The 23106-nt window shown below is 60.8% G+C and carries 22 protein-coding genes, 4 tRNA genes and 1 pseudogene; 17 read left to right on the top strand and 10 right to left on the bottom strand.

What is annotated here, in order from left to right; all coding sequences use genetic code 11:
• Nucleotides 1–6: 6 nt before the first annotated feature.
• The 8 genes from panB to HU742_RS21090 all read left to right on the top strand — a co-directional run bounded on the left by panB (nucleotide 7) and on the right by HU742_RS21090 (nucleotide 10727).
• The gene (gene panB / locus HU742_RS21125; RefSeq protein WP_186613110.1) at nucleotides 7–807 is read left to right on the top strand and encodes a 3-methyl-2-oxobutanoate hydroxymethyltransferase; all 801 of its coding nucleotides are present in this window, start codon (nucleotides 7–9) and stop codon (nucleotides 805–807) included.
• Complete coding sequence (gene panC, locus HU742_RS21120) at nucleotides 804–1664, top strand: pantoate--beta-alanine ligase (RefSeq protein WP_186645155.1); 861 nt, start codon at nucleotides 804–806, stop codon at nucleotides 1662–1664. The genes panB and panC overlap by 4 nt, the downstream gene beginning before the upstream one ends.
• Nucleotides 1665–1780: 116 nt before the next feature.
• Nucleotides 1781–2161: an aspartate 1-decarboxylase gene (gene panD, locus HU742_RS21115; protein ID WP_003228271.1), complete on the top strand. Its 381-nt coding sequence runs from the start codon at nucleotides 1781–1783 to the stop codon at nucleotides 2159–2161.
• Between the two features lie 252 nt (nucleotides 2162–2413).
• Nucleotides 2414–4078, top strand: coding sequence for a glucose-6-phosphate isomerase (gene pgi / locus HU742_RS21110; protein WP_186613108.1), 1665 nt, complete (start codon nucleotides 2414–2416; stop codon nucleotides 4076–4078).
• A 126-nt stretch (nucleotides 4079–4204) separates the two neighbouring features.
• Entirely contained in the window at nucleotides 4205–6142 is a 1938-nt protein-coding gene (gene acs, locus HU742_RS21105) for an acetate--CoA ligase (protein WP_186641535.1), read from the top strand.
• A gap of 220 nt (nucleotides 6143–6362) precedes the next feature.
• Nucleotides 6363–7379 (top strand): class I SAM-dependent rRNA methyltransferase, encoded by a 1017-nt coding sequence (locus HU742_RS21100; RefSeq protein WP_186645156.1) that lies wholly within the window; start codon nucleotides 6363–6365, stop codon nucleotides 7377–7379.
• Between the two features lie 116 nt (nucleotides 7380–7495).
• The gene (locus tag HU742_RS21095) at nucleotides 7496–10429 is read left to right on the top strand and encodes a DUF748 domain-containing protein (RefSeq protein ID WP_186645157.1); all 2934 of its coding nucleotides are present in this window, start codon (nucleotides 7496–7498) and stop codon (nucleotides 10427–10429) included.
• Between the two features lies 1 nt (nucleotide 10430).
• Nucleotides 10431–10727 (top strand): DUF2845 domain-containing protein, encoded by a 297-nt coding sequence (locus tag HU742_RS21090; RefSeq protein WP_186641540.1) that lies wholly within the window; start codon nucleotides 10431–10433, stop codon nucleotides 10725–10727.
• 181 nt (nucleotides 10728–10908) lie between these two features.
• Here the strand turns inward: HU742_RS21090 and HU742_RS21085 are convergent, their stop codons facing one another.
• Together HU742_RS21085 and HU742_RS21080 are read right to left on the bottom strand one after the other, a co-directional pair.
• Nucleotides 10909–11262, bottom strand: coding sequence for a BON domain-containing protein (locus tag HU742_RS21085; protein WP_186613098.1), 354 nt, complete (start codon nucleotides 11260–11262; stop codon nucleotides 10909–10911).
• Nucleotides 11263–11570: 308 nt separating this feature from the next.
• Nucleotides 11571–12002 (bottom strand): pilin, encoded by a 432-nt coding sequence (locus tag HU742_RS21080; RefSeq protein ID WP_186645158.1) that lies wholly within the window; start codon nucleotides 12000–12002, stop codon nucleotides 11571–11573.
• 224 nt (nucleotides 12003–12226) lie between these two features.
• Here HU742_RS21080 and pilB point away from each other — a divergent pair, with 224 nt between their 5' ends.
• The 5 genes from pilB to yacG are packed head-to-tail and all read left to right on the top strand — an operon-like array spanning nucleotide 12227 to nucleotide 16844.
• The gene (gene pilB, locus HU742_RS21075) at nucleotides 12227–13927 is read left to right on the top strand and encodes a type IV-A pilus assembly ATPase PilB (RefSeq protein WP_186641544.1); all 1701 of its coding nucleotides are present in this window, start codon (nucleotides 12227–12229) and stop codon (nucleotides 13925–13927) included.
• A 2-nt stretch (nucleotides 13928–13929) separates the two neighbouring features.
• Entirely contained in the window at nucleotides 13930–15147 is a 1218-nt protein-coding gene (locus tag HU742_RS21070) for a type II secretion system F family protein (protein ID WP_186641546.1), read from the top strand.
• Between the two features lies 1 nt (nucleotide 15148).
• Nucleotides 15149–16018 (top strand): prepilin peptidase, encoded by an 870-nt coding sequence (locus HU742_RS21065; protein WP_186645159.1) that lies wholly within the window; start codon nucleotides 15149–15151, stop codon nucleotides 16016–16018.
• On the top strand, nucleotides 16018–16641 hold the full coding sequence (coaE, locus tag HU742_RS21060; RefSeq protein WP_186641550.1) for a dephospho-CoA kinase: 624 nt from the start codon (nucleotides 16018–16020) through the stop codon (nucleotides 16639–16641). The genes HU742_RS21065 and coaE overlap by 1 nt, the downstream gene beginning before the upstream one ends.
• A complete protein-coding gene (yacG, locus tag HU742_RS21055; protein WP_186641552.1) occupies nucleotides 16638–16844 on the top strand; it encodes a DNA gyrase inhibitor YacG in 207 nt (68 codons plus the stop codon). Before coaE ends, yacG begins: the two co-directional genes overlap by 4 nt.
• 5 nt (nucleotides 16845–16849) lie before the next feature.
• Here the strand turns inward: yacG and HU742_RS21050 are convergent, their stop codons facing one another.
• Together HU742_RS21050 and HU742_RS21045 are read right to left on the bottom strand one after the other, a co-directional pair.
• A complete protein-coding gene (locus tag HU742_RS21050; protein ID WP_030140257.1) occupies nucleotides 16850–17065 on the bottom strand; it encodes a hypothetical protein in 216 nt (71 codons plus the stop codon).
• Between the two features lie 63 nt (nucleotides 17066–17128).
• A complete protein-coding gene (locus tag HU742_RS21045) occupies nucleotides 17129–17815 on the bottom strand; it encodes an energy-coupling factor ABC transporter permease (protein WP_186645160.1) in 687 nt (228 codons plus the stop codon).
• A 143-nt stretch (nucleotides 17816–17958) separates the two neighbouring features.
• Here HU742_RS21045 and HU742_RS21040 point away from each other — a divergent pair, with 143 nt between their 5' ends.
• The 4 genes from HU742_RS21040 to HU742_RS21025 are packed head-to-tail and all read left to right on the top strand — an operon-like array spanning nucleotide 17959 to nucleotide 20694.
• On the top strand, nucleotides 17959–18585 hold the full coding sequence (locus HU742_RS21040) for a DUF1780 domain-containing protein (RefSeq protein WP_003185538.1): 627 nt from the start codon (nucleotides 17959–17961) through the stop codon (nucleotides 18583–18585).
• Nucleotides 18582–19109 (top strand): MOSC domain-containing protein, encoded by a 528-nt coding sequence (locus HU742_RS21035; RefSeq protein ID WP_186641556.1) that lies wholly within the window; start codon nucleotides 18582–18584, stop codon nucleotides 19107–19109. The genes HU742_RS21040 and HU742_RS21035 overlap by 4 nt, the downstream gene beginning before the upstream one ends.
• Before the next feature lie 52 nt (nucleotides 19110–19161).
• On the top strand, nucleotides 19162–19335 hold the full coding sequence (locus tag HU742_RS21030) for a DUF3094 family protein (protein ID WP_039593877.1): 174 nt from the start codon (nucleotides 19162–19164) through the stop codon (nucleotides 19333–19335).
• Between the two features lie 60 nt (nucleotides 19336–19395).
• A complete protein-coding gene (locus HU742_RS21025; RefSeq protein WP_186641558.1) occupies nucleotides 19396–20694 on the top strand; it encodes an NAD(P)/FAD-dependent oxidoreductase in 1299 nt (432 codons plus the stop codon).
• 70 nt (nucleotides 20695–20764) lie between these two features.
• On the opposite strand, the gene HU742_RS27135 is transcribed toward HU742_RS21025, so the two are convergent.
• From HU742_RS27135 to HU742_RS21000, 6 genes and pseudogenes are all read right to left on the bottom strand, one after another.
• Nucleotides 20765–21628, bottom strand: coding sequence for a methyl-accepting chemotaxis protein (locus HU742_RS27135; RefSeq protein ID WP_437179906.1), 864 nt, complete (start codon nucleotides 21626–21628; stop codon nucleotides 20765–20767).
• Nucleotides 21620–22390 (bottom strand): annotated as a pseudogene (locus HU742_RS27130) (MCP four helix bundle domain-containing protein); the annotation flags it as partial. The pseudogene HU742_RS27130 and the gene HU742_RS27135, both read right to left, overlap by 9 nt.
• A gap of 145 nt (nucleotides 22391–22535) precedes the next feature.
• Nucleotides 22536–22612, bottom strand: a tRNA-Pro gene (locus HU742_RS21015).
• A gap of 95 nt (nucleotides 22613–22707) precedes the next feature.
• Nucleotides 22708–22783, bottom strand: a tRNA-Lys gene (locus HU742_RS21010).
• A 5-nt stretch (nucleotides 22784–22788) separates the two neighbouring features.
• Nucleotides 22789–22865 (bottom strand) — tRNA-Pro (locus HU742_RS21005).
• A gap of 7 nt (nucleotides 22866–22872) precedes the next feature.
• Nucleotides 22873–22948 (bottom strand) — tRNA-Asn (locus HU742_RS21000).
• Nucleotides 22949–23106 lie beyond the last annotated feature (158 nt).

The raw sequence follows: 23106 nt of genomic DNA, 5'->3' as shown, positions 1-23106 counted from the left end.
TTTTACATGCCAGCTATTACCCTGACCACGCTGCAAGGTCTCAAGCAAAAAGGTGAAAAAATCACCATGCTGACCTGCTATGACGCCACCTTCGCCCATGCCTGCAATGAGGCTGGTGTCGAGGTGCTGCTGGTGGGCGACTCCCTCGGCATGGTGCTGCAGGGTCACGACAGCACATTGCCGGTGACCACTGCCGAGATGGCCTACCACGTGGCCGCCGTCAAACGCGGTAACACCGATGCGTTGATCCTCGCCGACCTGCCGTTCATGGCCTATGCCACCCTCGATCAAACCATGACCAACAGCGCCATGCTGATGCAGGCCGGTGCCCACATGGTCAAGGTCGAAGGCGCGCTGTGGCTCGCCGACTCGATCCGCCTGCTGGCCGAACGCGGCATTCCCGTGTGCGCGCACCTGGGCCTGACCCCGCAGGCGGTGAATATCCTCGGCGGCTACAAGGTCCAGGGTCGTAATGAAAACCAGGCACGGCAGATGCGCGCCGATGCCATTGCCCTGGAGCAGGCGGGCGCGGCGATGTTGCTGCTCGAATGCGTACCCACCGAGCTGGCTGAAGAAATAACCCAGGCGGTGAAGATCCCGGTAATCGGCATCGGCGCTGGCAGCGCCACCGATGGCCAGGTGCTGGTGCTCCACGACATGCTCGGCCTGTCGATCACTGGTCGCGTGCCCAAGTTCGTGAAGAACTTCATGGCCGGGCAAAGCACCATCCAGGCCGCGCTCGCCGCTTATGTTGCCGAGGTGAAGGGCGTGACCTTCCCGGGCGCCGAACACGGATTCTCTGCATGAACACCGTCAAGACCGTACGCGAACTGCGCGCCGCCGTGGCCCGTGCCCGCAGCGAAGGCAAACGTATCGCTTTCGTCCCGACGATGGGCAACCTGCACAGCGGCCACATGGCGCTTGTGACCAAGGCGGCGCAACGGGCCGACTTTGTCGTGGCGAGCATCTTCGTCAATCCGCTGCAATTCGGCGCTGGCGAAGACCTGGACAAATATCCCCGCACCCTGGCGGCCGACCAGGAGAAGCTGCTCCAGGCCGGGTGTCATTTGCTGTTCGCACCAAGCGTCGAGGAAATGTATCCCGACGGCATGGCCGGACAGACCCGCGTCAGCGTCCCACAGCTGTCCGAAGGCCTGTGCGGTGCCAGCCGGCCAGGGCATTTCGAGGGCGTGGCGACGGTGGTCAGCAAGCTGTTCAACATGGTCCAGCCGGATCTGGCAGTGTTTGGCCAGAAGGACTTCCAGCAACTGGCGGTGATCCGCGCTCTGGTCCATGACCTGAACATGCCGATCCAGATCATCGGCGAGCCTACCGTGCGCGCCGAAGACGGCCTGGCGCTGTCGTCGCGCAACGGCTTCCTCAGTGCTGAACAGCGGGCCGTCGCGCCGGTGGTCTACCGTGCCCTGGGCCAGATCGCCGAGGCGATCAAGCAGGGACAACGGGATTATCCGGCGCTGATCGCCGAGCAGCTCAAGCAACTCGAAACCGCCGGTCTGCGTCCCGACTATCTGGAAATCCGGCACGCCAAGACGCTGCGCCCGGCCGTGGCCGAGAATCGCGACCTGGTGATCCTGGCGGCCGCCTTCCTGGGCACCACCCGGTTGATCGACAACCTGCATCTGGACCTCGACGCGCCTGCCTGAGCCCTCGTCCCCTGTGTCAGCGAGCAGGCTTGCACAGGGGCTGCGCAGTGTTATTGCCGCCTCGACAGCCTTCGGGCAAACTGCCCGCCGTTTGGACCCGACCAGAGGAAACACTCATGCACGCCATCATGCTCAAGGCCAAGCTGCACCGCGCCGAAGTCACTCACGCCGTGCTCGATTACGAAGGCTCCTGCGCCATTGATGGTGAATGGCTGGACCTGTCGGGCATCCGTGAATACGAACAGATCCAGATCTACAACGTCGACAACGGCGAGCGCTTCACCACCTACGCCATCCGTGGCGAGGAAGGCTCGCGGATGATCTCGGTCAACGGCGCCGCGGCGCACAAGGCCAAGGTGGGCGACCGCGTGATTATTTGCGCCTACGCCCATTACAGCGAAGCGGAGCTGCTCAATTTCAAGCCGCGCATGCTGTACATGGCACCGGGCAACGAACTGAGCCACACCAGCAACGCCATTCCGGTCCAGGTTGCCTGACCAGCCCCACCTGCTTTCCCCTTCCAGGCAAAAGCATTTCGCTTCCGCCTGTCGGACCATTCCCACCCCTTTTGTATAAAAAAGTACCGGGAAGCGGTCAGACAAAGTCAAGACAGATCGCAACGCGAGGTTTACTGTATTCGCCCTGTGCCCGGCGATCCTGTCGACGCAGTTGTCCGGACACCCTCCGCGGGCCTCGCCGGAATTTTTAGTGTACAAAAGGTCGTTCAAGTAAAAAGGAAACCCGCAGCGATGGCGTATTACCGAACTCCTCAAGACGTGACCGCTCTGCCCGCCTGGCAAGCGCTGAATGACCACCGCAAAGCCATGCAGGATTTCAGCATGCGCGAAGCGTTCAATGCCGATCCGCAGCGTTTCAATCAGTTCACCCTTTCCAGCTGTGGCTTGTTTCTCGATTACTCGAAAAACCTGATCAATGCCCAGACCCGCGACCTGCTGGTGGGCCTGGCCAACGAAGTCGACCTCCAGGGCGCAATCAAGGCGCTGTTCGAAGGCGAAATCGTCAATGCCTCCGAGAACCGCCCCGCCCTGCACACCGCCCTGCGTCGGCCGGTGGGCGACAAGCTGCTGGTAAACGGCTCCAACGTGATGCCCGATGTGCACAAAGTGTTGAACCAGATTACCGACCTGGTGGGCCGCATCCACGATGGCCTATGGCGCGGCTACACCGAGAAGCCCATCACCGACGTGGTGAACATCGGCATCGGTGGCTCCTTCCTCGGCCCGCAGCTGGTGTCCGAAGCACTGTTGTCGTACACGCATAAAGGCGTTCGCTGTCATTACCTGGCGAACATCGACGGCAGCGAGTTCCATGAGCTGACCATGAAGCTGCGCGCCGAGACCACGCTGTTCATCGTCTCGTCGAAATCTTTCAACACCCTTGAAACCCTGAAGAACGCCCAGGCGGCACGTGCCTGGTATCTGGCCCAGGGTGGCTCAGAAGCGGAGCTCTACCGCCACTTCATCGCGGTATCGAGCAACAACGCCGCCGCCGTGGCCTTCGGCATTCGCGAAGAAAATATCTTCCCGATGTGGGACTGGGTCGGCGGGCGCTACTCGCTGTGGTCGGCCATCGGCTTGCCCATCGCCCTGGCCATCGGCATGTCGAACTTCAAGGAACTGCTGTCCGGCGCCTACTCCATGGACCAGCATTTCCAGAGCGCGCCATTTGAACAGAACATGCCGGTGCTGCTGGCGCTGCTGGGCGTGTGGTACGGGAACTTCTGGGGTGCGCAGAGCCATGCGATCCTGCCGTACGACCATTACCTGCGCAACATCACCAAGCACTTGCAACAACTGGACATGGAATCCAATGGCAAGAGCGTGCGCCAGGACGGTACGCCGGTCTCCACCGACACCGGTCCGGTGATCTGGGGCGGCGTCGGCTGCAACGGCCAGCACGCTTACCATCAGTTGCTGCACCAGGGCACCCAATTCATCCCGGCCGACTTCATCGTGCCGATCGTCAGCTTCAACCCGGTTTCCGACCATCACCAATGGCTCTACGCCAACTGCCTGTCCCAGAGCCAGGCGCTGATGCTCGGCAAGACCCGCGCCGAGGCCGAGGCCGAGCTGCGGGACAAGGGCGCCAGCGAAGAAGAAGTGCAGAAACTGGCCTCCCACAAGGTCATCCCGGGCAACCGTCCAAGCAACACCTTGGTGGTCGAACGCATCAGCCCGCGCCGCCTCGGCGCGCTGGTTGCGCTGTACGAACATAAAGTCTTCGTCCAAAGCGTGGTCTGGGGCATCAACGCCTTCGACCAATGGGGCGTGGAGTTGGGCAAGGAGTTGGGCAAGGGCGTCTACAACCGCCTGGTGGGCAGCGAAGAAACCGCCGCCGAAGATGCTTCGACCCAAGGCCTGATCAACTACTTCCGCGGGCGTCATCGCGGCTGACCCTGGTCAGACACACTGCGGGGGCGGGCTTGCTCGCCCCCACACTGTTTCCATGTACAACTTGAACTGGATATTCACTCGGCGCATCTTTATGTCTTGTCGCAAAAACAAGAATAAGGAACCGTCATGTTCGATATCAGCCAGTACCCCCACGCCGATGCCGTCCGCCGGGCTGCGCAACTGAGTCAGGACGAGTACAAGCGGCTCTACAAAGAATCCATCGAGCACCCCAGCACATTCTGGGCTGAGCAAGCCACGCGCTTTCTCGACTGGATGACGCCCTGGCAGACTGTCCAGCGCTACGACCTCAAGAGCGGTGAAGCCAACTGGTTCGCCGGCGGCAAGCTGAACGTCAGCGCCAACTGCATCGACCGCCATATGGATACGCGCGGTGACCAGACCGCGATCATCTGGGAAGGCGACGATCCCGCCGAATCGGCAGAAATCACCTATAAAAAACTTCACCATCACGTTTGCCGGCTGGCCAACGTGTTGAAAAGCCGCGGCGTGAAGAAAGGCGACCGGGTCTGCATCTACATGCCGATGATTCCTGAGGCGGCCTACGCCATGCTTGCCTGCACTCGCATTGGCGCGGTGCACTCTGTGGTGTTCGGCGGTTTTTCGCCGGATTCGTTGCGTGATCGAATTCTCGACGCCGATTGCCGCACCGTCATCACTGCCGACGAAGGCGTGCGCGGCGGGCGGTTCATACCGCTCAAGCGTAACGTCGACAAGGCGCTGGAAAGCTGCCCGAACGTCAGCACCGTGCTGGTGGTCGAGCGCACCCAAGGTGAGGTGAACTGGGTCGAAGGCCGTGACCTCTGGTATCACCAGGCGATGCACGAGATGAGCGACGATTGCCCGCCTGAGCCAATGGACGCGGAGGATCCGCTGTTCATCCTCTATACCTCCGGCAGCACCGGCAAGCCCAAGGGCGTGCTGCACACCACTGGCGGTTATCTACTGCAAGCGGCAATGACCTTCAAGTACGTACTCGACTATCGCGACAACGAAGTGTTCTGGTGCACCGCCGACGTCGGCTGGGTCACCGGCCACAGCTACATCGTCTACGGCCCGCTGGCCAACGGTGCCACCACGCTGATTTTCGAGGGCGTACCGAGCTACCCGAGCAGTTCGCGCTTCTGGCAGGTCATCGACAAGCATCAGGTCAATATCTTCTACACCGCTCCGACCGCCCTGCGCGCGCTGATGCGCGAAGGCGCCGGGCCGTTGCAGGACACGTCCCGCAAAAGCCTGCGATTGCTTGGCAGCGTCGGTGAGCCGATCAACCCGGAGGCGTGGGAATGGTATTTCAACGTCGTAGGCGAGCAGCGCTGCCCGATTGTCGATACCTGGTGGCAGACCGAAACCGGCGGCATCATGCTCAGCCCCCTGGTCAGTGCCCCACGGCTCAAGCCAGGCTGCGCCACCCGCCCGATGTTCGGCGTGCAGCCTGTGCTGCTGGATGAAACGGGCAAGGAAATCAATGGCGCCGGCAGCGGCGTGCTGGCGATCAAATCCAGCTGGCCAGCGCAGATTCGCAGCGTCTATGGCGACCATCAACGCATGGTCGATACGTACTTCAAGCCCTACCCCGGCTACTACTTCACCGGCGACGGCGCCCGTCGCGACGAAGATGGCGATTACTGGATCACCGGACGCATCGACGACGTGATCAACGTTTCCGGACATCGCATCGGCACCGCCGAAATCGAAAGCGCCCTGGTGCTGCACGACAACATTGCCGAGGCGGCGGTGGTCGGTTATCCCCATGATCTCAAGGGTCAAGGCATCTATGCCTTTGTCACGCCAATGGATGGGGTGGAAGCCAACGACGAGTTGAAAAAGGAACTGCTCGCCCATGTCAGCAAGGAAATCGGCAGTTTCGCCAAGCCGGAACTGATCCAATGGGCGCCAGCCCTGCCCAAGACCCGTTCGGGCAAGATCATGCGACGGATTTTGCGCAAGATCGCCTGCAATGAACTCGACAGCCTCGGCGACACTTCGACCCTGGCCGATCCGAGCGTGGTGGAGGGGTTGATCGACACGCGACTGAACCGCTGAGACAACATAAACCTCCCGTGGCGAGGGAGCTTGCTCCCGCTCGGCTGCGCAGCAGACGCAAAATCGCGGTCGCCCTTGGAAAACAGGGGGGGCGCTTCGCACCCCAGCGGGAGCAAGCTCCCTCGCCACAAAAGCGCTGCCTGACTCAAACCTTCAGGCAATACCCGAGTATGCATAACTGCTAAACTCCCGCGCCTCATTTCCTTAAGGCGCGCACGGCATGTCTTCCTTGAATCTGGCGCTGCGCGCCGCCCTCGACCAGCGCCAGCCGCTTCTTGGCCAACTGCACCAGCAAGGCACCGACTGCTATCGCCTGTTCCACGGCAGCCAGGAAGGCGCGCCCGGCTTGACCGTGGACCGCTACGGCCCGCAGCTGCTGGTGCAGAGTTTTCACCAATCGCTGGCGCGGGAGGAATTGCTGCAGTTGCACGCCATCGTCAACGAACGGCTGGGCCTGGACACCCTGCTTGTCTATAACGACCGCGCCCGGGGCAACTCGCGCGTCGATCGCCAGGACAACGTCTATCAGGCTGACGAGGCCGCGCTGCAAGACTTGGTCGGGCATGAATGGGGCCTCAATTACCGCATCCGCGGGCGGCATGCCGGGCAGGATCCGTTGCTGTTCCTCGACCTGCGCAACGCCCGTGGCTGGGTCAAGGACCATAGCCGGAACAAAAGTGTGCTGAACCTGTTCGCCTACACCTGCGGCGTGGGCCTCAGCGCGGCGGCAGGTGGGGCGCGCGAAGTATGCAATCTGGATTTTGCCGAGGGCAACCTGGCGGTGGGACGCGAAAACGGCCTGCTCAACCCCGATCTGCCAGCGATGGAGTTCGTGCAATCGGATTATTTCCCGGCGATCCGCCAGTTGGCCGGCCTGCCCATCAGCCAGCGGCGCGGACAGAAACTGCCCAGCTACGTGCGCCTGGAACAACGCCAATACGACCTCGTGCTACTCGACCCGCCCGCCTGGGCCAAAAGCGCATTCGGCACGGTCGATCTGTTGCGCGACTATCAAAGCCTGCTCAAGCCGGCATTGCTCACGACCGCCGACGACGGCGTGCTGATCTGCTGCAACAACCTGGCGAAAGTGCCCATGGATGACTGGCGCGAACAAGTGTTGCGTTGCGCGCAAAAGGCCGGCCGCCCGGTGCGCGAGTGGAGCGTACTGGCGCCAGGTGACGATTTTCCGTCGCTTGATCAACAGCCGCCGCTGAAAACATTGATCCTTCAGTTCTGATCGCGCTCGGCAATCCCACGAAAAAACGGACAAATCTGATAAAACACAGTGGCTTCGGAACCGTAAACGCATGCCATACTCCAAGGCACTCCGATTCACACCAGACGAAGCCACACATGCCCAAAGGATTGATTCGCGCTATCGGCGCCCTGTTGACCGCACTGGCCCTCTACAGCCTGTTGGGCTTCCTGATCCTGCCGGGCATTGCCTTGCGCATCGCCAACCAGCAATTGGCCGCCCACGCGACGGTGCCCGCCCAGATCCAGCGTATCGAACTCAATCCCTTCAGCCTTGAAGTAACGCTCTGGGGCCTGAATGTCGGCGAGCCCGGCAAGGAGCAGCTCGGTTTCGAACGGCTGTACGCAAACCTGCAACTCGACAGTTTGTGGTCCGGCGCCCTGCACCTGGCCGACATCGAGCTGGACAAGCCCAAGACCGAAGTCATGTTCGCCAAGGACGGTCAGCTGAACCTGCTGGGATTGTTCAAGCTGCCGCCCAGCGAGCCGACCCCGGCAGATCCCGACGCCAAGCCGTTCCCGTTGCGAGTCGACCGGATCAAACTTGCCAGCGGCTACGTTCACTTTCAGGACCTGCGTCCCAGCGAGCCCATCGAATTCCTGTATGACACCCTCGATTTCGAGCTGAAAAACCTCAGCACCCTGCCCGATGACAGCGCCGACATGACTCTGGTGGCGATCAGTCCACAAGGCGGCCAACTCGACTGGACCGGCAATTTCAGCCTCGCGCCGATTGCCTCCGAGGGCACGCTGAAAATCACTCGCGGCCAGATGAAAGCGTTCTGGCCCTACGTACGTGACGCGGTGCCCCTGGTGTTGGAAAACGGTGTACTGGACCTGAGCACGGACTACAAGCTCAACCTCGCCAAAGGCACGGAACTGCTGCTCAGCAACGCCGCCGTCAGTGTCGCGCCCTTCGCCATCAAGGCGCCTGATGGTCGCCCGCTGGTCAAGCTGGAGCGCCTGGACGTGAGCGAAACCTCGCTGGACCTGGCCAAGCAGCAAGTGATCGTCGGCAAGATCCGCAGCCAGAAACTGGAAACCTGGGCAGCACGGGAAGCGGACGGGCAATTGGACTGGCAGAAACTCTTCGCCAGCCAACCGGCCAAACCTGAGGTCAAGGCTGAACCGGCATCGGCCCCGGCAGCCGCCGACTCACCCAAAGCGGAGCCTACAGCGCCGAGCAAGCCGTGGCAGGTGCTGTTGAAGGACGTGCAACTGCGCGATTACCACGTGCATCTGGCCGACCGCCAGGCACAACCGGCCGTGGCGCTGGACGTCGGCCCGCTGAACCTCGACTTGCAGAATTACGACACGCTCAACGGCTCGCCTTTCAACCTCAAGCTCGACACCGGCCTGGGCAAGCAGGGCAAGATCCAAGCCGACGGCGTGGTTAACCTGAATCCGGTCACGGCGAAGCTCAACGTCAAGACCCAGGACATCGACCTGCGGGTTGCCCAGTCCTATATCAACCCGTTCATTCGCCTGGAACTGCGCTCCGGGATGCTCGGCAGCGACCTGGTAGTAGACCTCAAGAGCACCGAGCCGCTGGCATTGGCCGTCACGGGCCGCGCCCAGGTCGATCAGTTGCATACCCTCGACACGCTCAAGACCCGCGATTTCCTCAAATGGCAGCGCCTGGAAATCCAGGGCCTCAACTACCAGCATGGCGACAGCCTGTCGATCAACAAGGTCAACCTGTTCCAGCCGTACGCGCGCTTCATGATCAACGACGACCGCACCACTAACGTCGACGATCTGCTCATACCACAACCGGCCGACGGCGCGACCAAGACCACCGGAGCCAAACCGGCCTCGAAGGAAAAGCCGCTGGGTATCCACATCGGCGGCATCGCCATCAATGACGGCTCAGCCAATTTCGCCGACTTCAGCCTGACGCCCAACTTCGCCACGGCCATCCAGCAGCTCAACGGTGAGATCGGCACCATCGACAGCCGCCAGGCCAAGCCGGCCACCGTGGACGTGAAAGGCAAGGTCGACCGTTACGCACCTGTGACGATCAAGGGCGCGGTCAACCCCTTCGACCCGATGGCCAGCCTCGACATCGCCACCAGCTTCAAGCGCGTCGAGTTGACGACCCTGACGCCTTACTCCGGCAAATTTGCCGGCTATCGCATCCGCAAGGGCCGGCTCAATCTCGACCTGCATTATCGAATCACCAAGGGCCAGCTCCAGGCCGACAACAAAGTGGTGGTCGAGCAATTGCAACTGGGTGAAAAGGTCGACAGCCCGGATGCCGTGAGCCTGCCGCTTAAACTCGCCGTTGCCCTGCTCAAGGATTCCGAGGGCCGGATTACCATCGAGCTGCCGGTGTCCGGCAACCTCAACGACCCGCAGTTCAGCGTGATGCCGATCGTCTGGCAGACCCTGCGCAATCTGGTGGTGCGAGCGGCCCAGGCGCCGTTCAAGCTCATCGGTGGGTTGGTGGCTGGCGGTGGCTCGGAAGACCTTGGCAGCGTGGCTTTCGCGGCGGGGGCCAGTGAGCTGAGCAAGGAAAATGAAGGCGTATTGCTCAAGTTGGCCGAAGCCCTGGGCAAACGTCCGGAGTTGAAGCTGGAGATCGAAGGCACCGCCGCCCAAAGCAGCGACGGCCCGCTGCTCGCCGCCCAGCGCCTGGAGCGCGAATACCAGTACAACTACTACAAGATGCTCCAGCGTCGGGGCGACAAAGTCCCGGCCAAGGCTTCGTTGCTGGAAGTGCCCGAAGATGAGAAGGCCCCGCTGCTGGAAGGAATCTACCGCACCCGCCTGAAGACCCAACCGCCGGCCGAATGGACGCAACTGGATAAAAAGGCCCGCATCGACAAACTCCGTGAAGGCGTCATCAACTTCTGGAGCGGCAGCGACCTGCTGCTGCGCGAACTGGGCCAGGAGCGGGCGAGCAGCATCAAGGATTTCCTGGTGGACAAGGGCAAGCTGGCCGACGACCGCGTGTACTTCATCGACGCCAGCCTCGGCCAAGCCGAGAGCGACGGTACCGTCATCACACCGATGCACCTGGATGCCGAATGACATGAACCGCCTGTGCGGACTTGGCCTGGGTATGTTATTGGCCGCTGGCCACGTGTCGGCTGCCAATACGCTGCGCTGCGGCAGCCAGTTGATCAGCGTCGGCGATCGCTCCAGCGAGGTGCTGCAAAAGTGCGGTCAGCCCGCGGCGCGCGATGACCTGGGCTACAAGCGCAGCGTCAATCGCCGGGAAGAATACCCGGTGGAAGAATGGACCTACGGGCCCCATAGCGGCATGTATCAATACCTGCGCTTCGAGGGCAATCGGCTGGTGGAGATCACCAGCAAGCGTGGGCGCTGATCGTCACTCCGCAACACGCACCTTTTCCCGCCCCAGAATAGAACAGGCCCCCGGCACGAATGCCGGGGGCCTGTAATGGCCACGTCCGTGTGGCCTTTCGCATGAACTCCAAAGCAACGACAAACGTATATCTCAGCCCGCTTGCCGTGCCTTCTCCCAGTCCAGGCGAGAAGCTCTAGCCTTACTCGGCTTTCAGGCCGTCAGCCGATACGGCCTTGACGCCTTTGATTTTCTTGGTGATTGCCACAGCGGTGTCTTTTTGTGCCTCAGTGACTTTGGTCATCGAAGATAGGGACACAACACCTTTGTTGGTTTCGACTTTGATGTCGCTGCCTGGAATGCCTTTTTCGGTAACCAGGTCAGCTTTGACCTTGGTGGTGATCCAGGTATCGGAAACGTCTTCCTTAGCCTCTGTCACTTCGCCCGCAGCCAGCATCATCGGGGCCTGAGTAGCTTGAGTGGTCTCGGCGAAAGCGCTAGCCATGGACAGGGTCAGTGCAGTGGCAGCAGCGGCAGTGATAGCGAACTTCTTCATACGAGTAACTCCTGTTTTTCTCAGAAACTGCCGCAAGTGCATCTCGGCAGGTTGTCAGGAGTAGTGCGAACGCTGTGCCAGTTTTGAAACAATAATATTCTTCTTATAAATCAGATAGTTAAGCGAAGCGGCTTTTTTCGCAATCATGCAAATTGCATGACCGGGTGATTTGGGACATGCAACTTGCGGGTTTTCATCGGGCGCTAAGCTTATGAATTCCCGAGCTTTTATTTAAGGACCTGAACGCCCCTCTGCATCCACCACAAAGCCCCGCAGGAGCGGGGCTTTGGTTGGATTTCAAGCTGTCTTTAGCCAGCGGGAGCGGCAGCAGCGCCGCCTGTACAGCCAGCTGGCAAGTATTCCTGAGCGGCTGTGGAGCCACAAGTCCAAACCCCTTTATCAGAGCGGGACAGCGTAATTGTTTTACCAAGCACAGGGGCTGGTGCATTAAGCAAAGTGCACGCGATTGAGCCAGTTCCAGCCGACGCGGTACCTGAAATGGTCATGGTGCAGTTACTGGTGGGCGACGTGCCACCAATGTTTTCCAAGGTCGGGCTTGTCCCCTGATTCATGACGTCTTCAAAAGGCACCTTCAATGCAGACACCTCCGCCAGCCCCGCCGTCGCCTTCGCCCGCGCCTGATACTTCGAATATTGCGGCAACGCGAACGTCGCCAGAATGCCGATGATCGCCACCACGATCAGCAGCTCGATCAGCGTAAAACCCTTCTGCTTATTCATAGACATCTCCCATGCATGAGCCGAAATCTCATGACCTGATATGTCTGCTGCATGGCACATGCCAACCCGCCCGCCCCCGTCCCGCCTGGCATTCGGGCCAGCGAACGGCAACGTCCTACCCCAACAACCGCACTATCTGACGCTTTTTGTCACCTGCCTCCACTGGTTAGGCGTCGAGGCTTGACTAGGCTATAAGACATGAACAGCCCGCGTCCGGTATCCCCATGAATGACATCGCCCTCAGCGGCCTGGCCAAGCAATTGGTGCTGGCCGAACTGATCACCGAACAAAGTGCCCAGCAGGCCTACCAACAGGCCCAGCGCAATCGCCTGCCCCTGGTCAGTTACCTGGTGCAGAACAAACTCGTCCAGAGCCGCCAGGTGGCAGAAATCGCTTCGGAGCATTTCGGCATCGCCCTGCTCGACCTCAACAGCCTGGACAAGGACACCCAGCCCGCCGGACTGGTCAGCGAGAAACTGGTGCGCCAGCATCACGCCCTGCCGTTGTGGCGGCGCGGCAACAAGCTGTTCGTAGGCATTTCCGACCCGACCAATCACCAAGCCATCAACGACATCCAGTTCAGCACTGGCCTGACCACCGAAGCCATCCTGGTGGAGGACGACAAGCTCAGCGATGCCATCGAGAAGTTCTTCGAGTCCAGCAGCACGGGCCTGGAAGGCATGGGGGATGTCGACCTCGACGGCCTGGACATCGAATCGATCGACGACCGCAAGCAAGACGCCATCGCCGGCCAGGACGGCGACGATGCGCCGGTGGTGCGTTTCGTCAACAAGATGCTGCTGGATGCGATCAAGGGTGGTTCTTCCGACCTGCACTTCGAGCCTTATGAAAAAAGCTACCGGGTGCGGGTGCGCACCGACGGCATCCTCCGTGAGGTCGCCAAGCCACCCATTCAGTTGGCGAACCGCATCGCCGCGCGCCTCAAGGTCATGGCCAGCCTGGACATTTCCGAACGACGCAAACCTCAGGACGGCCGGCTGAAGATGCGCCTGTCGAAAACCAAGTCCATCGACTTCCGGGTCAACACGCTTCCCACTCTCTGGGGCGAAAAAGTGGTGATCCGGATCCTCGACCCCTCCAGCGCGCAAATGGGCATCGATGCCCTGGGCTACGAGCCGGAACAGAAAGACCTGTACATGGCGGCCCTCAAGCAGCCGCAAGGCCTGATCCTGGTGACCGGGCCGACCGGCTCGGGCAAGACCGTTTCGCTCTACACCGGCTTGAACATCCTCAACACCGTGGACATCAATATCTCCACCGCCGAGGATCCGGTGGAAATCAATATGGAAGGCATCAACCAGGTCAACGTCAACCCGCGCCAGGGGCTGGACTTTGCCCATGCCCTGCGCTCGTTCCTGCGCCAGGACCCGGACGTGATCATGGTCGGCGAGATCCGCGACCTGGAAACCGCCGAAATCGCCATCAAGGCGGCCCAGACCGGGCACTTGGTGTTGTCCACGCTGCACACCAACAGCGCCGCCGAAACCCTGGTCCGCTTGCAGAACATGGGCATCCCCGGCTTCAACATCGCCACGGCGGTGCACCTGATCATTGCCCAGCGCCTGGCACGCAAACTGTGCACCCACTGCAAGAGAGCCATCGAGATTCCCGAGGAAACCTTGCTCAAGGAAGGCTTCCCTCGGGAACGCATTGGCTCGTTCACGATCTATGAGCCGGTCGGTTGCGAGCAATGCAACAACGGCTACAAAGGTCGCCTGGGGGTCTACGAAGTGGTGAAGAACACGCCTGAGCTGCAGCGGCTGATCATGGCCGAAGGCAACTCCCTGGAAATCGACCTTCAAATGCGCAAGGACGGCTTCAATGACTTGCGCACCTCGGGGCTGGCCAAAGTGATGCAAGGCATCACTAGCCTCGAAGAAATCAACCGGGTCACCAAGGATTGAACATGGCGGTCAAGGCAGTAAAAACCGACGTCTATACGTGGGAAGGCAAGGACCGCAAAGGCACGAAGATGTCCGGCGAACTGACCGGCCAGAGCCCGGCGCTGGTCAAGGCGCAGTTACGCAAGCAGGGCATCAATCCGGGCAAGGTGCGCAAGAAGTCCACGTCGATATTCAGCAAAGGCAAGCGCATCAAGCCGCTGGATATCGCCCTCTTCACGCGGCAGATGGCGACGATGCTCAAGGCCGGCGTGCCCCTGCTGCAGGCGTTCGACATCATTGGCGAAGGCTTCGACAACGCCAACATGCGCAAGCTGGTAGACGAGGTGAAACAGGAAGTCGCCGCCGGCAACAGCTTCGCCGCCTCGCTGCGCAAGTGCCCACAATATTTCGACGAGCTGTACTGCAACTTGGTGGATGCCGGCGAGCAGGCCGGCGCCCTGGACACGTTGCTGGACCGAGTCGCGACCTACAAGGAAAAGAGCGAAGCGCTCAAGGCCAAGATCAAGAAAGCCATGACCTACCCCGCGGCGGTGATCCTCGTCGCGGCCGTGGTCACGAGCATCCTGCTGATCAAGGTCGTGCCGCAGTTCGAATCGGTGTTCTCCGGCTTCGGCGCCGAACTCCCGGCCTTCACGCTGATGGTCATCGGCCTGTCGGAATTCATGCAAGAGTGGTGGTGGATGCTGCTTGGCGGAGCGGTGGGGGCATTCTTCGGTGTGAAATATGCCCTCAGGCGCTCCCAGGCGTTTCGGGACTGGCGAGACAAATGGCTGCTCAAGCTCCCGCTGATCGGCACCTTGATGTACAAGTCCGCCGTGGCCCGCTACGCCCGCACGCTCTCGACCACCTTCGCGGCCGGCGTACCGCTGGTGGAAGCCCTCGACTCGGTCTCGGGCGCCACCGGCAACGTGGTATTCAAACGCGCGGTGCAACGCATCCGGCAGGACGTTTCGACCGGCATGCAGCTGAATTTTTCCATGCGTACTTCCGGGATCTTCCCGAACCTGGCGATCCAGATGACCGCCATCGGCGAAGAATCCGGTGCGCTGGATGACATGCTCGACAAAGTGGCGAGTTTTTATGAAGCCGAAGTGGATAATCTGGTGGACAACCTCACCAGCCTGATGGAACCCTTCATCATGGTGGTCCTGGGGGTGGTCGTCGGTGGCCTGGTGGTCGCGATGTACATGCCCATCTTTCAACTCGGCTCTGCGATCTGACATGCCCCTGAGCGAATTCTTCGTGCTTTACCCCGCAGCCTTCGTGCTGACGGCCCTGTTGCTCGGGCTGGTCATCGGCAGTTTCCTCAACGTGCTGGTGTGGCGCCTGCCCAAGATGCTTGATCGCGAATGGCGCCTGCAGGCCCATGACCTCCTTGGTCTTCCTGCCGAAGCCCCCGGCCCGACCTATAACCTGATGCTGCCCCATTCCCAATGTCCTCACTGCGGCCATCGCATCCGGGCTTGGGAAAATATCCCACTGTTGAGCTACCTGATGTTGCGCGGCCGCTGTTCCAGTTGCGCCACGCCCATCGGCAAACGCTATCCGTTGACCGAATTGGCTTGCGGCGTCTTGTCGGCGTTTGTCGCCTGGCACTTCGGCTTCGGCTGGCAGGCCGCGATGGTGATGGTGCTGGGCTGGGGCTTGCTGTCCATGAGCCTGATCGACGCCGAACATAAACTGCTGCCCGATTCGCTGGTACAGCCGCTGCTGTGGCTGGGCTTGATCGTCAACAGTTTCGGGCTGTTCGTCTCGCTGGACCAGGCGTTGTGGGGCGCGGTGGCCGGTTATCTGGTCCTGTGGTCGGTGTTCTGGGTCTTCAAATTGATCACTGGCAAGGAAGGCATGGGCTACGGCGATTTCAAGTTGCTGGCGATGCTGGGGGCCTGGGGCGGCTGGCAAATCCTGCCGCTGACGCTGCTCTTGTCTTCGCTGGTGGGCGCGGTTATCGGGGTCATTATGCTGCGCCTGCGCGACGCGCCAACGTCGACACAGATACCGTTTGGCCCCTATCTGGCAATTGCCGGCTGGATTGCCTTGCTCTGGGGTGGTCAAATAACCGACTTCTATTGGCAGTCAGTCGGTTTCTAATGAAAAGCTCTGCGCAAAAACCCTGGATTCTCGGCCTGACTGGTGGCATCGGCAGCGGCAAGAGCGCGGCGGCCGAGCATTTCATCGACTTAGGCGTACACGTCATCGACGCCGACCACGCGGCGCGCTGGGTCGTCGAACCCGGGCGCCCGGCACTGGCGAAAATCGCCGAGCACTTCGGCCCTGGCGTATTGCAGGCAGACGGCGCGCTGGACCGCGCGGCGCTGCGCAAACTGATCTTTGAAAATGCCGAGGAGCGCCGCTGGCTCGAGGCGCTGTTGCACCCTTTGATTGCCGAGGAAATCGCCCTTCATCTGGCCCAGGCAAAATCGTCCTACGCGATCCTGGTCTCGCCGCTGCTGATCGAGTCAGGCCAGTACGCCATGACCCAGCGGATCCTGGTGATCGATGCGCCGGAGCAGTTGCAGATCGAGCGCACCTTGCAGCGTGACCAGACCAGCGAACAGCAGGTCCAGGCGATCCTCAAGGCCCAATCCAGCCGCCAGGACCGCCTGAGCCATGCCGACGACGTATTGGTCAATGACCGCGACCTCGCCTGGCTGCATAGCGAGGTCGAGCGCCTGCATCACTTTTACCTAACTTTGCGTGGAGGCCAATCATGAGCCAAGCCCCAACCGTTGATTGCCCAACTTGTGGCGCCCCCGTGGAATGGACCCCAGGGAATAAATTCCGGCCGTTCTGTTCCGACCGTTGCAAGCTGATCGACCTGGGCGCCTGGGCGTCGGAGGAGCACAAGATCCCGGTTGCCCCAGACGCCGAAGATGAGCTGTTCAGCGAAGACTTCAATCCTCGCTCCCATCATTAAGGTCGTTAAGGCCGCATGAAACCGTAGTCCTGGCTGTCGTCGAGATTTTCCGCCAGGAAACTCAACTCATCGGCCAAATCATCAACGCTGCGCACGGTCTTGCTCTGTTGCACGATTGCACTGAGCAAGGCCCGCAGGCTCAAGCCCGGGTCGAAACCGATTTCCATGGCGGCATCGTGGCTGCGCCGAATCTCTTGTCTCGCCCACTCATAAACACTCATGACGGTACTCCTGGAAATTTTCCAGAGCATGCCGGGGCCCCGCTGGGCCGGCCTTGACGTGAATCAAGGCTTGTCGTCGTCATTCCAGGGAGCCGACAGGTAGCGCGTGCGGTTGAAGGTCTCCAGCCATTCGGGACTGAATACCACCAGTGCGCTGATCACCATGCCGTTGATGAACGCCTCGGGAAAAATAATCAGCCAGAGGTAGCCAATGAAATCCTCCAGCCAGTAAGGCATCGCGAACAGGCCGTCGTGCCACAACAGGCCGAGCCCCACCAGCAGGCATATCAAGGCCGAAAGCGCAGCTGCGAGGAACCCCGAACAAAAGATGTACACGAACAGATTGCGCGGTTGGGCACGCTCCACCAGGATCGCGCAGCATTCGGTGATCAACACCGGCAGCAAGACCAGCAACGCGCCATTGATCCCCACCGCCGCCAAGTCCTGACGCCCCAGCAGTACCAGCGCGAGCTGGGCCAGGAGCCCGCCGAGGATCGCCAGCGGCCAGTCCAGCAGCAGGGTCACGGCGGTCATGCCGATGAAGTGATACGAAACGCCGGTGTCGAAGTCGCGGCGTACCAGCCACAACATGAACAACGCGAACACCGTGCCGAACAGCAAATGCTGGCGACGGCTGTCGGTAAACAACTCGACCCACGGCGCCCGCAGCACGGCCCAGACCAAAACCGGCAGATAAATCAGCCAGCCGGCCGCCAGGGTTTGGGACGAGAGCAATTGGGCACCGATCATCGAGCGACTCCTGTGACTTGCCCTTGCATCAAAAGACCCCGTGATAAGCCTGAGATTCAAGCCGGCAGTCTACACCCCACCCGACCGCCATTTATCGACGCAACGCTTTGGGCTTGTCGTAATTGAACGCTAAGCTAGGGCCCATGGATGATTCCGATTATTTACGCTTGCTGACCATCGCGGCTGAGCAAGCCAACGCCTTTCTCTCCAATGCCCGCAAATGGGAGCGTGAGCGTTGGGTCTGCCAGCGCCTGTTGCAAGGGCTGAACGTGCCTTATCGCGCCGATGAGTTCGCGCCCGCCGGGGAGCCACCAGACGTGTTGTTTCGCGATGCCAATTTCGAGGTGTTTTTTGTGCTCGATGAAGGCCGGCGCCTCAACGATGAATGGCGCGACGAGTTGCAACGTCGCCGCAGCGCCTTTTCCCTGAGCCAACTGGTGCGCCGTGAAGCCAAGCCCCGGCGCATCCCGGCCAACGAATTCCTGCTGAGACTGGCGCCGACCCTGCGCAAGAAAGCCCATAACTACACCGAGCGCGGCATGGACCTGGGGGAACTGGACATCATCGCCTTCGCCAGCCTCAAGCGCGAAGTGCTGGACCTCAACAGCCACTTTCCACCGCCCACCGAATATCTGCGCCAGGGCTGGCGTTCGCTGTCTTTGGTAGGGCCGACGTTTGCCCGGGTGTTGTTCGCCCATCCCGACGCGCCGGATTTCCTGCGGGGCAATCTGGGTCGCAGCATCGTCTTCGACGTCGGGATCAGCCTGTGAGCCCGCTGCAGGAGCTGATCGCCGCCGTGCCGCAACAGGGCCGCGTGCGCTGGATCGGCGTGCGCCCTGAGGGGCATGCGCCGATGATCGTCCTCGACGCTGTGGAAGCCCGCCTGGAGGCTGGGCTGACCGGCGATCATGCCCGGCCCGGCGTGCGCAATGCGCGGCAAGTGACGTTGATCCAATGGGAACACCTGGCGGTGATCAGCTCGCTGATGGGCCGCTCCGAGGAACAACCGGTGCTGCCCCATGAGCTGCGACGCAACATTGTGGTCAGTGGCATCAATCTGTTCAGCCTCAAGGGCCGGCGCTTTCGCATCGGCCAGGCCATCTTCGAAACCACCGGTTGGTGCCAGCCCTGCGCGCGCCTGGAGCGGAACCTGGGCGAAGGCACCTTCCAGGCCGTACGCGGCCATGGCGGAATCACTGCCCGGGTGATAAAAAGTGGAATCATTCGCCTGGCTGACAACCTTCTCGTCGAGCCCGTCCCAGCGAGCGGCTATGCTGCTTTCAATGCCGGATAGCCGGACGCTGTAACGTCTTCACATTTCGCAACGTCTACCTGACGAGGCCTTTATGACCAGCCGCCTGAACCCAGATGACCAGAAGCATGTCGAAGAGTACCTGCAACTGTCCCAGCACCGAGTCGAGCGCCGGCCTTTCCGGCCGTGGATGCTCCTGGTGGTGGTACTGGCCATCACGATTGGCCTGGGCCTGTTGAGCCGATTGATCAGTTACCTGACGCTATGAGTTGCTTGGCACTCGCGCAGGTAACGGCACTGAATTCCTTTAGCCTTGCGAGATATCCCCATGACTCATCGTATTGTCATCGTTGGCGGCGGCGCCGGCGGTCTGGAGTTGGCTACCCGTCTGGGTAAGACTCTGGGCAAGCGCGGTACGGCCAGCGTAATGCTGGTCGACGCGAACCTGACCCACATCTGGAAACCCCTGCTGCATGAGGTGGCCGCCGGGTCCCTGAACTCTTCCGAAGACGAACTCAACTACGTTGCCCAGGCAAAATGGAACCACTTCGAGTTCCAACTGGGGCGCATGAGCGGCCTGGATCGCGAGCGCAAGAGAATCCAGCTGGCCGCCACCTATGACGAGGCAGGCCTGGAGCTGCTGCCGGCCCGGGAGTTGGGCTACGACACACTGGTGATCGCGGTCGGCAGTACCACCAACGATTTCGGCACCGAAGGCGCGGCGCAACACTGCCTGTTCCTCGACACCCGCAAGCAGGCCGAGCGCTTCCATCAGCAATTGCTCCACCACTATCTGCGTGCCCACGCCGGGCAGACCGATATCGTCGAGCGCATCAGCGTTGCGATTGTCGGCGCGGGCGCTACTGGCGTCGAGCTGGCGGCGGAACTGCACAACGCCGCCCATGAATTGCACGCTTACGGCCTGGACCGGATCAAACCGGAAAACATGCAAATCACCCTGATCGAGGCTGGGCCACGGGTCCTGCCGGCACTGCCGGAGCGGATCGGCGGGCCGGTGCACAAGACCCTGGAAAAACTCGGGGTGAATGTCATGACCAACGCCGCCGTCAGCCAGGTGACCGCCGACAGCCTGATCACTGCGGATGGCCAGGTGATCGATGCGAGCCTGAAAGTCTGGGCCGCCGGGATCCGCGCGCCGGACTTCCTCAAGGACATCGACGGGCTGGAAACCAACCGGATCAATCAACTGCAAGTGCTGCCGACGCTCCAGACCACCCGCGACGAAAGCATCTTCGCCTTCGGCGATTGCGCCGCCTGCCCGCAACCCGACAGTGACCGCAACGTCCCGCCCCGCGCCCAGGCCGCGCATCAGCAAGCCTCGCTGCTAGCCAAATCCCTGAAGCTGCGGATCGAGGGCAAGGCCCTGCCTCACTACAAGTACACCGACTACGGCTCGCTGATCTCGCTGTCGCGGTTCTCGGCGGTCGGCAACCTGATGGGCAACCTCACTGGCAGCGTGATGCTCGAAGGCTGGCTGGCGCGGATGTTCTACGTGTCGCTGTACCGCATGCACCAGATGGCGCTATACGGCATGTTCCGCACGGCGATGCTGATGCTCGGCAGCAAGATCGGGCGCGGGACCGAGCCTCGGTTGAAGTTGCACTAAGGCCTTACTGAAGATCGTTCCCACGCTCTGCGTGGGAGCGATCATCGCGTTGCGTGGGAACACAGCCCGATCAAACCTGAAACCGTTGCACCATCGTGCGCAGCGAGTTGGCCAGTTGCGACAACTCATGGCTGGCCGCACTGGTCTGGTCCGCACCGGTGGCTGAGCGCACTGACAAATCACGAATATTGACTAGGTTGCGATCCACCTCGCGGGCCACTTGCGCCTGCTCTTCGGCGGCGCTGGCGATCACCAGGTTGCGCTCGTGGATTTCATTGACCGACGACGTGATCGTCTGCAGCGCTTCCCCCGCCCGCTCCGCCATCGCCAAGGTGCTGGCAGCGCGCGTCGAGCTCGCCTGCATGGAATCCAGCGCCTGGGTCGCGCCGCTGCGCATGCCTTGGACCATCTGCTCGATTTCCTGGGTCGATTGTTGCGTACGATAAGCCAGCGCACGAACTTCGTCAGCCACCACCGCAAACCCGCGCCCGCTCTCACCGGCACGGGCGGCTTCGATGGCCGCGTTGAGGGCCAGCAGGTTGGTTTGCTCGGCGATGGCGCGGATCACGTCCAGTACCTTGCCGATATCCTGCGACTGGTTGGCCAAAGACTGCACCAAGCCGCCGGTCACCTGCACATCGTTGGCCAAGGCGCCGATGGCATCGACCGTATCGCTGACCCGTTGTTGCCCAAGGGAAGCCGACTCGCTGGACTGACGCGTGGCATCGGAGGTGGATACCGCATTGCGCGCGACCTCTTCCACGGCAGTGGTCATCTGCGTAACCGCCGTGGCGGCCTGTTCGATTTCGTTATTCTGCTGTTGCAAGCTGTGGGTGCTGTCGACGGTCACCGCGTTGAGTTCATCGGCGGCGGTGGCCAATTGCGTCGCCGAGCCGCTGATGCCCTGCAACGTATCACGCAGGTTGCGCTGCATTGTCGCCAGCGCCTTGAGCAAGCGGCTTACTTCGTCGTTGCCCTGGGTCTCGATCGGCCGGGTCAGGTCACCTCGGGCGACGCTCTCCGCTGCACTCAACGCTTCGCTCAGGGGCTTGACGATACTGCGCGTCAGCAGCATCGCCAAGGCAACCGTGGCGAGGGCGGCCAGCACGACAAACAGGCTGACAATCAGCCGCGATTCGGCATAGTGCTCCTGGGATTTCTGGCTCTCGATGGAAACCTGCTTGGAGAAAAGCTCGGCTAGATCATTGAGTTGCTTGCCGGACCCGTCCACGACGGTCTTCATGTCCACCAGCAGCAGCTTGATCAGATCGTCCCGGCGCCCCTGCTCTGCCAGGGTGAAGGATTGCGCGATACCTGCACGGTAAGCGGCAAAAGTCTGCTTGAACTGGTCATAGAGGGCTTTGCCTTCAGGCGTCACGACGAGCTTTTCGTAGGCAGCGATTTTTTCACCCAGCTCCTTGTCGCGCGTGTCCATCTGCCCGCGATACACCGGAATGTTCTTGGGGTCCTGGTCGAGGGCCATGCGCAGGGAAATGGTACGAATGCGCAACATCCACTCGCGAATCTCGTCACCGCCGCGAATGCTCGGCAGCCATTGGGTTTCCACCGCGACCTCGCTGTCACGAATACTCGACATCTGCCCTAGCGCGAACACCCCGAGCAACGCCACCAGTACGGCGATCAAGGCAAAACCCAACGCGGCACGGGGGGCGATATTCAACTGACGAAGAACCATAGGGAGTGCCTTTTTTATTGTTGGCCTGAAGTGGGGCCATGCCCCTGTCGGTGGGTTATCGGCGGGTTGTACGACGACTTAAGTCAATCCGTTTTTTCGCAGGCAAAAAAAATCCCCGTATCTTTCGATACGAGGATTTTTAATATGGTCGGGGTAAGGGGATTCGAACTCCTGACATCCTGCTCCCAAAGCAGGCGCGCTACCGGACTGCGCTATACCCCGGTAAAAAAAAGGCGACCTTCGCAAGTCGCCTTCTTCGATCAGCGCTTTTGGCCTCTGATCTTAAGATTCGATTCCAGCGAAGCTGGTTTCAAAAATGGTGGGTCGTGTGGGATTCGAACCTACGACCAATTGGTTAAAAGCCAACTGCTCTACCAACTGAGCTAACGACCCAAATATGGTCGGGGTAAGGGGATTCGAACTCCTGACATCCTGCTCCCAAAGCAGGCGCGCTACCGGACTGCGCTATACCCCGATTGAAATGGCTCCGTGACCAGGACTCGAACCTGGGACCCAATGATTAACAGTCATTTGCTCTACCGACTGAGCTATCACGGAACTGATATTTCAAGTTACTGCATTGAAGCTAGCTTCAACCTCTTCGACCCGTCTGCATCGCTGCGTTCGTGTGTCTGAGGCGCGCTATTCTACAATCTTCAAAACCTCTGTCAACCCCTTAAATTGCTTTCAAGACAATGATTTGCAACTTATTTTGG

Source organism: Pseudomonas marvdashtae, assembly GCF_014268655.2.
GTDB lineage: Bacteria > Pseudomonadota > Gammaproteobacteria > Pseudomonadales > Pseudomonadaceae > Aquipseudomonas > Aquipseudomonas marvdashtae.
The sequence above is the reverse complement of the archived record's forward strand: the minus strand, read 5'-3'. Positions and strand labels throughout refer to the sequence as shown.

Coding starts and splice junctions, on each gene's coding strand:
- pgi (WP_186613108.1), top strand. CDS start 2,414: ATGGCGTATTACCGAACTCCTCAAGACGTGACCGCTCTGCCCGCCTGG.
- HU742_RS21085 (WP_186613098.1), bottom strand. CDS start 11,262: ATGAAGAAGTTCGCTATCACTGCCGCTGCTGCCACTGCACTGACCCTG.
- HU742_RS21080 (WP_186645158.1), bottom strand. CDS start 12,002: ATGAATAAGCAGAAGGGTTTTACGCTGATCGAGCTGCTGATCGTGGTG.
- HU742_RS21070 (WP_186641546.1), top strand. CDS start 13,930: ATGGCGGTCAAGGCAGTAAAAACCGACGTCTATACGTGGGAAGGCAAG.
- HU742_RS21045 (WP_186645160.1), bottom strand. CDS start 17,815: ATGATCGGTGCCCAATTGCTCTCGTCCCAAACCCTGGCGGCCGGCTGG.
- HU742_RS27135 (WP_437179906.1), bottom strand. CDS start 21,628: ATGCAGCGCAACCTGCGTGATACGTTGCAGGGCATCAGCGGCTCGGCG.
- coaE (WP_186641550.1), top strand. CDS start 16,018: ATGAAAAGCTCTGCGCAAAAACCCTGGATTCTCGGCCTGACTGGTGGC.
- HU742_RS21025 (WP_186641558.1), top strand. CDS start 19,396: ATGACTCATCGTATTGTCATCGTTGGCGGCGGCGCCGGCGGTCTGGAG.
- panC (WP_186645155.1), top strand. CDS start 804: ATGAACACCGTCAAGACCGTACGCGAACTGCGCGCCGCCGTGGCCCGT.
- HU742_RS21030 (WP_039593877.1), top strand. CDS start 19,162: ATGACCAGCCGCCTGAACCCAGATGACCAGAAGCATGTCGAAGAGTAC.
- HU742_RS21090 (WP_186641540.1), top strand. CDS start 10,431: ATGAACCGCCTGTGCGGACTTGGCCTGGGTATGTTATTGGCCGCTGGC.
- panB (WP_186613110.1), top strand. CDS start 7: ATGCCAGCTATTACCCTGACCACGCTGCAAGGTCTCAAGCAAAAAGGT.
- yacG (WP_186641552.1), top strand. CDS start 16,638: ATGAGCCAAGCCCCAACCGTTGATTGCCCAACTTGTGGCGCCCCCGTG.
- HU742_RS21095 (WP_186645157.1), top strand. CDS start 7,496: ATGCCCAAAGGATTGATTCGCGCTATCGGCGCCCTGTTGACCGCACTG.
- HU742_RS21100 (WP_186645156.1), top strand. CDS start 6,363: ATGTCTTCCTTGAATCTGGCGCTGCGCGCCGCCCTCGACCAGCGCCAG.
- acs (WP_186641535.1), top strand. CDS start 4,205: ATGTTCGATATCAGCCAGTACCCCCACGCCGATGCCGTCCGCCGGGCT.
- panD (WP_003228271.1), top strand. CDS start 1,781: ATGCACGCCATCATGCTCAAGGCCAAGCTGCACCGCGCCGAAGTCACT.
- HU742_RS21065 (WP_186645159.1), top strand. CDS start 15,149: ATGCCCCTGAGCGAATTCTTCGTGCTTTACCCCGCAGCCTTCGTGCTG.
- HU742_RS21040 (WP_003185538.1), top strand. CDS start 17,959: ATGGATGATTCCGATTATTTACGCTTGCTGACCATCGCGGCTGAGCAA.
- pilB (WP_186641544.1), top strand. CDS start 12,227: ATGAATGACATCGCCCTCAGCGGCCTGGCCAAGCAATTGGTGCTGGCC.
- HU742_RS21050 (WP_030140257.1), bottom strand. CDS start 17,065: ATGAGTGTTTATGAGTGGGCGAGACAAGAGATTCGGCGCAGCCACGAT.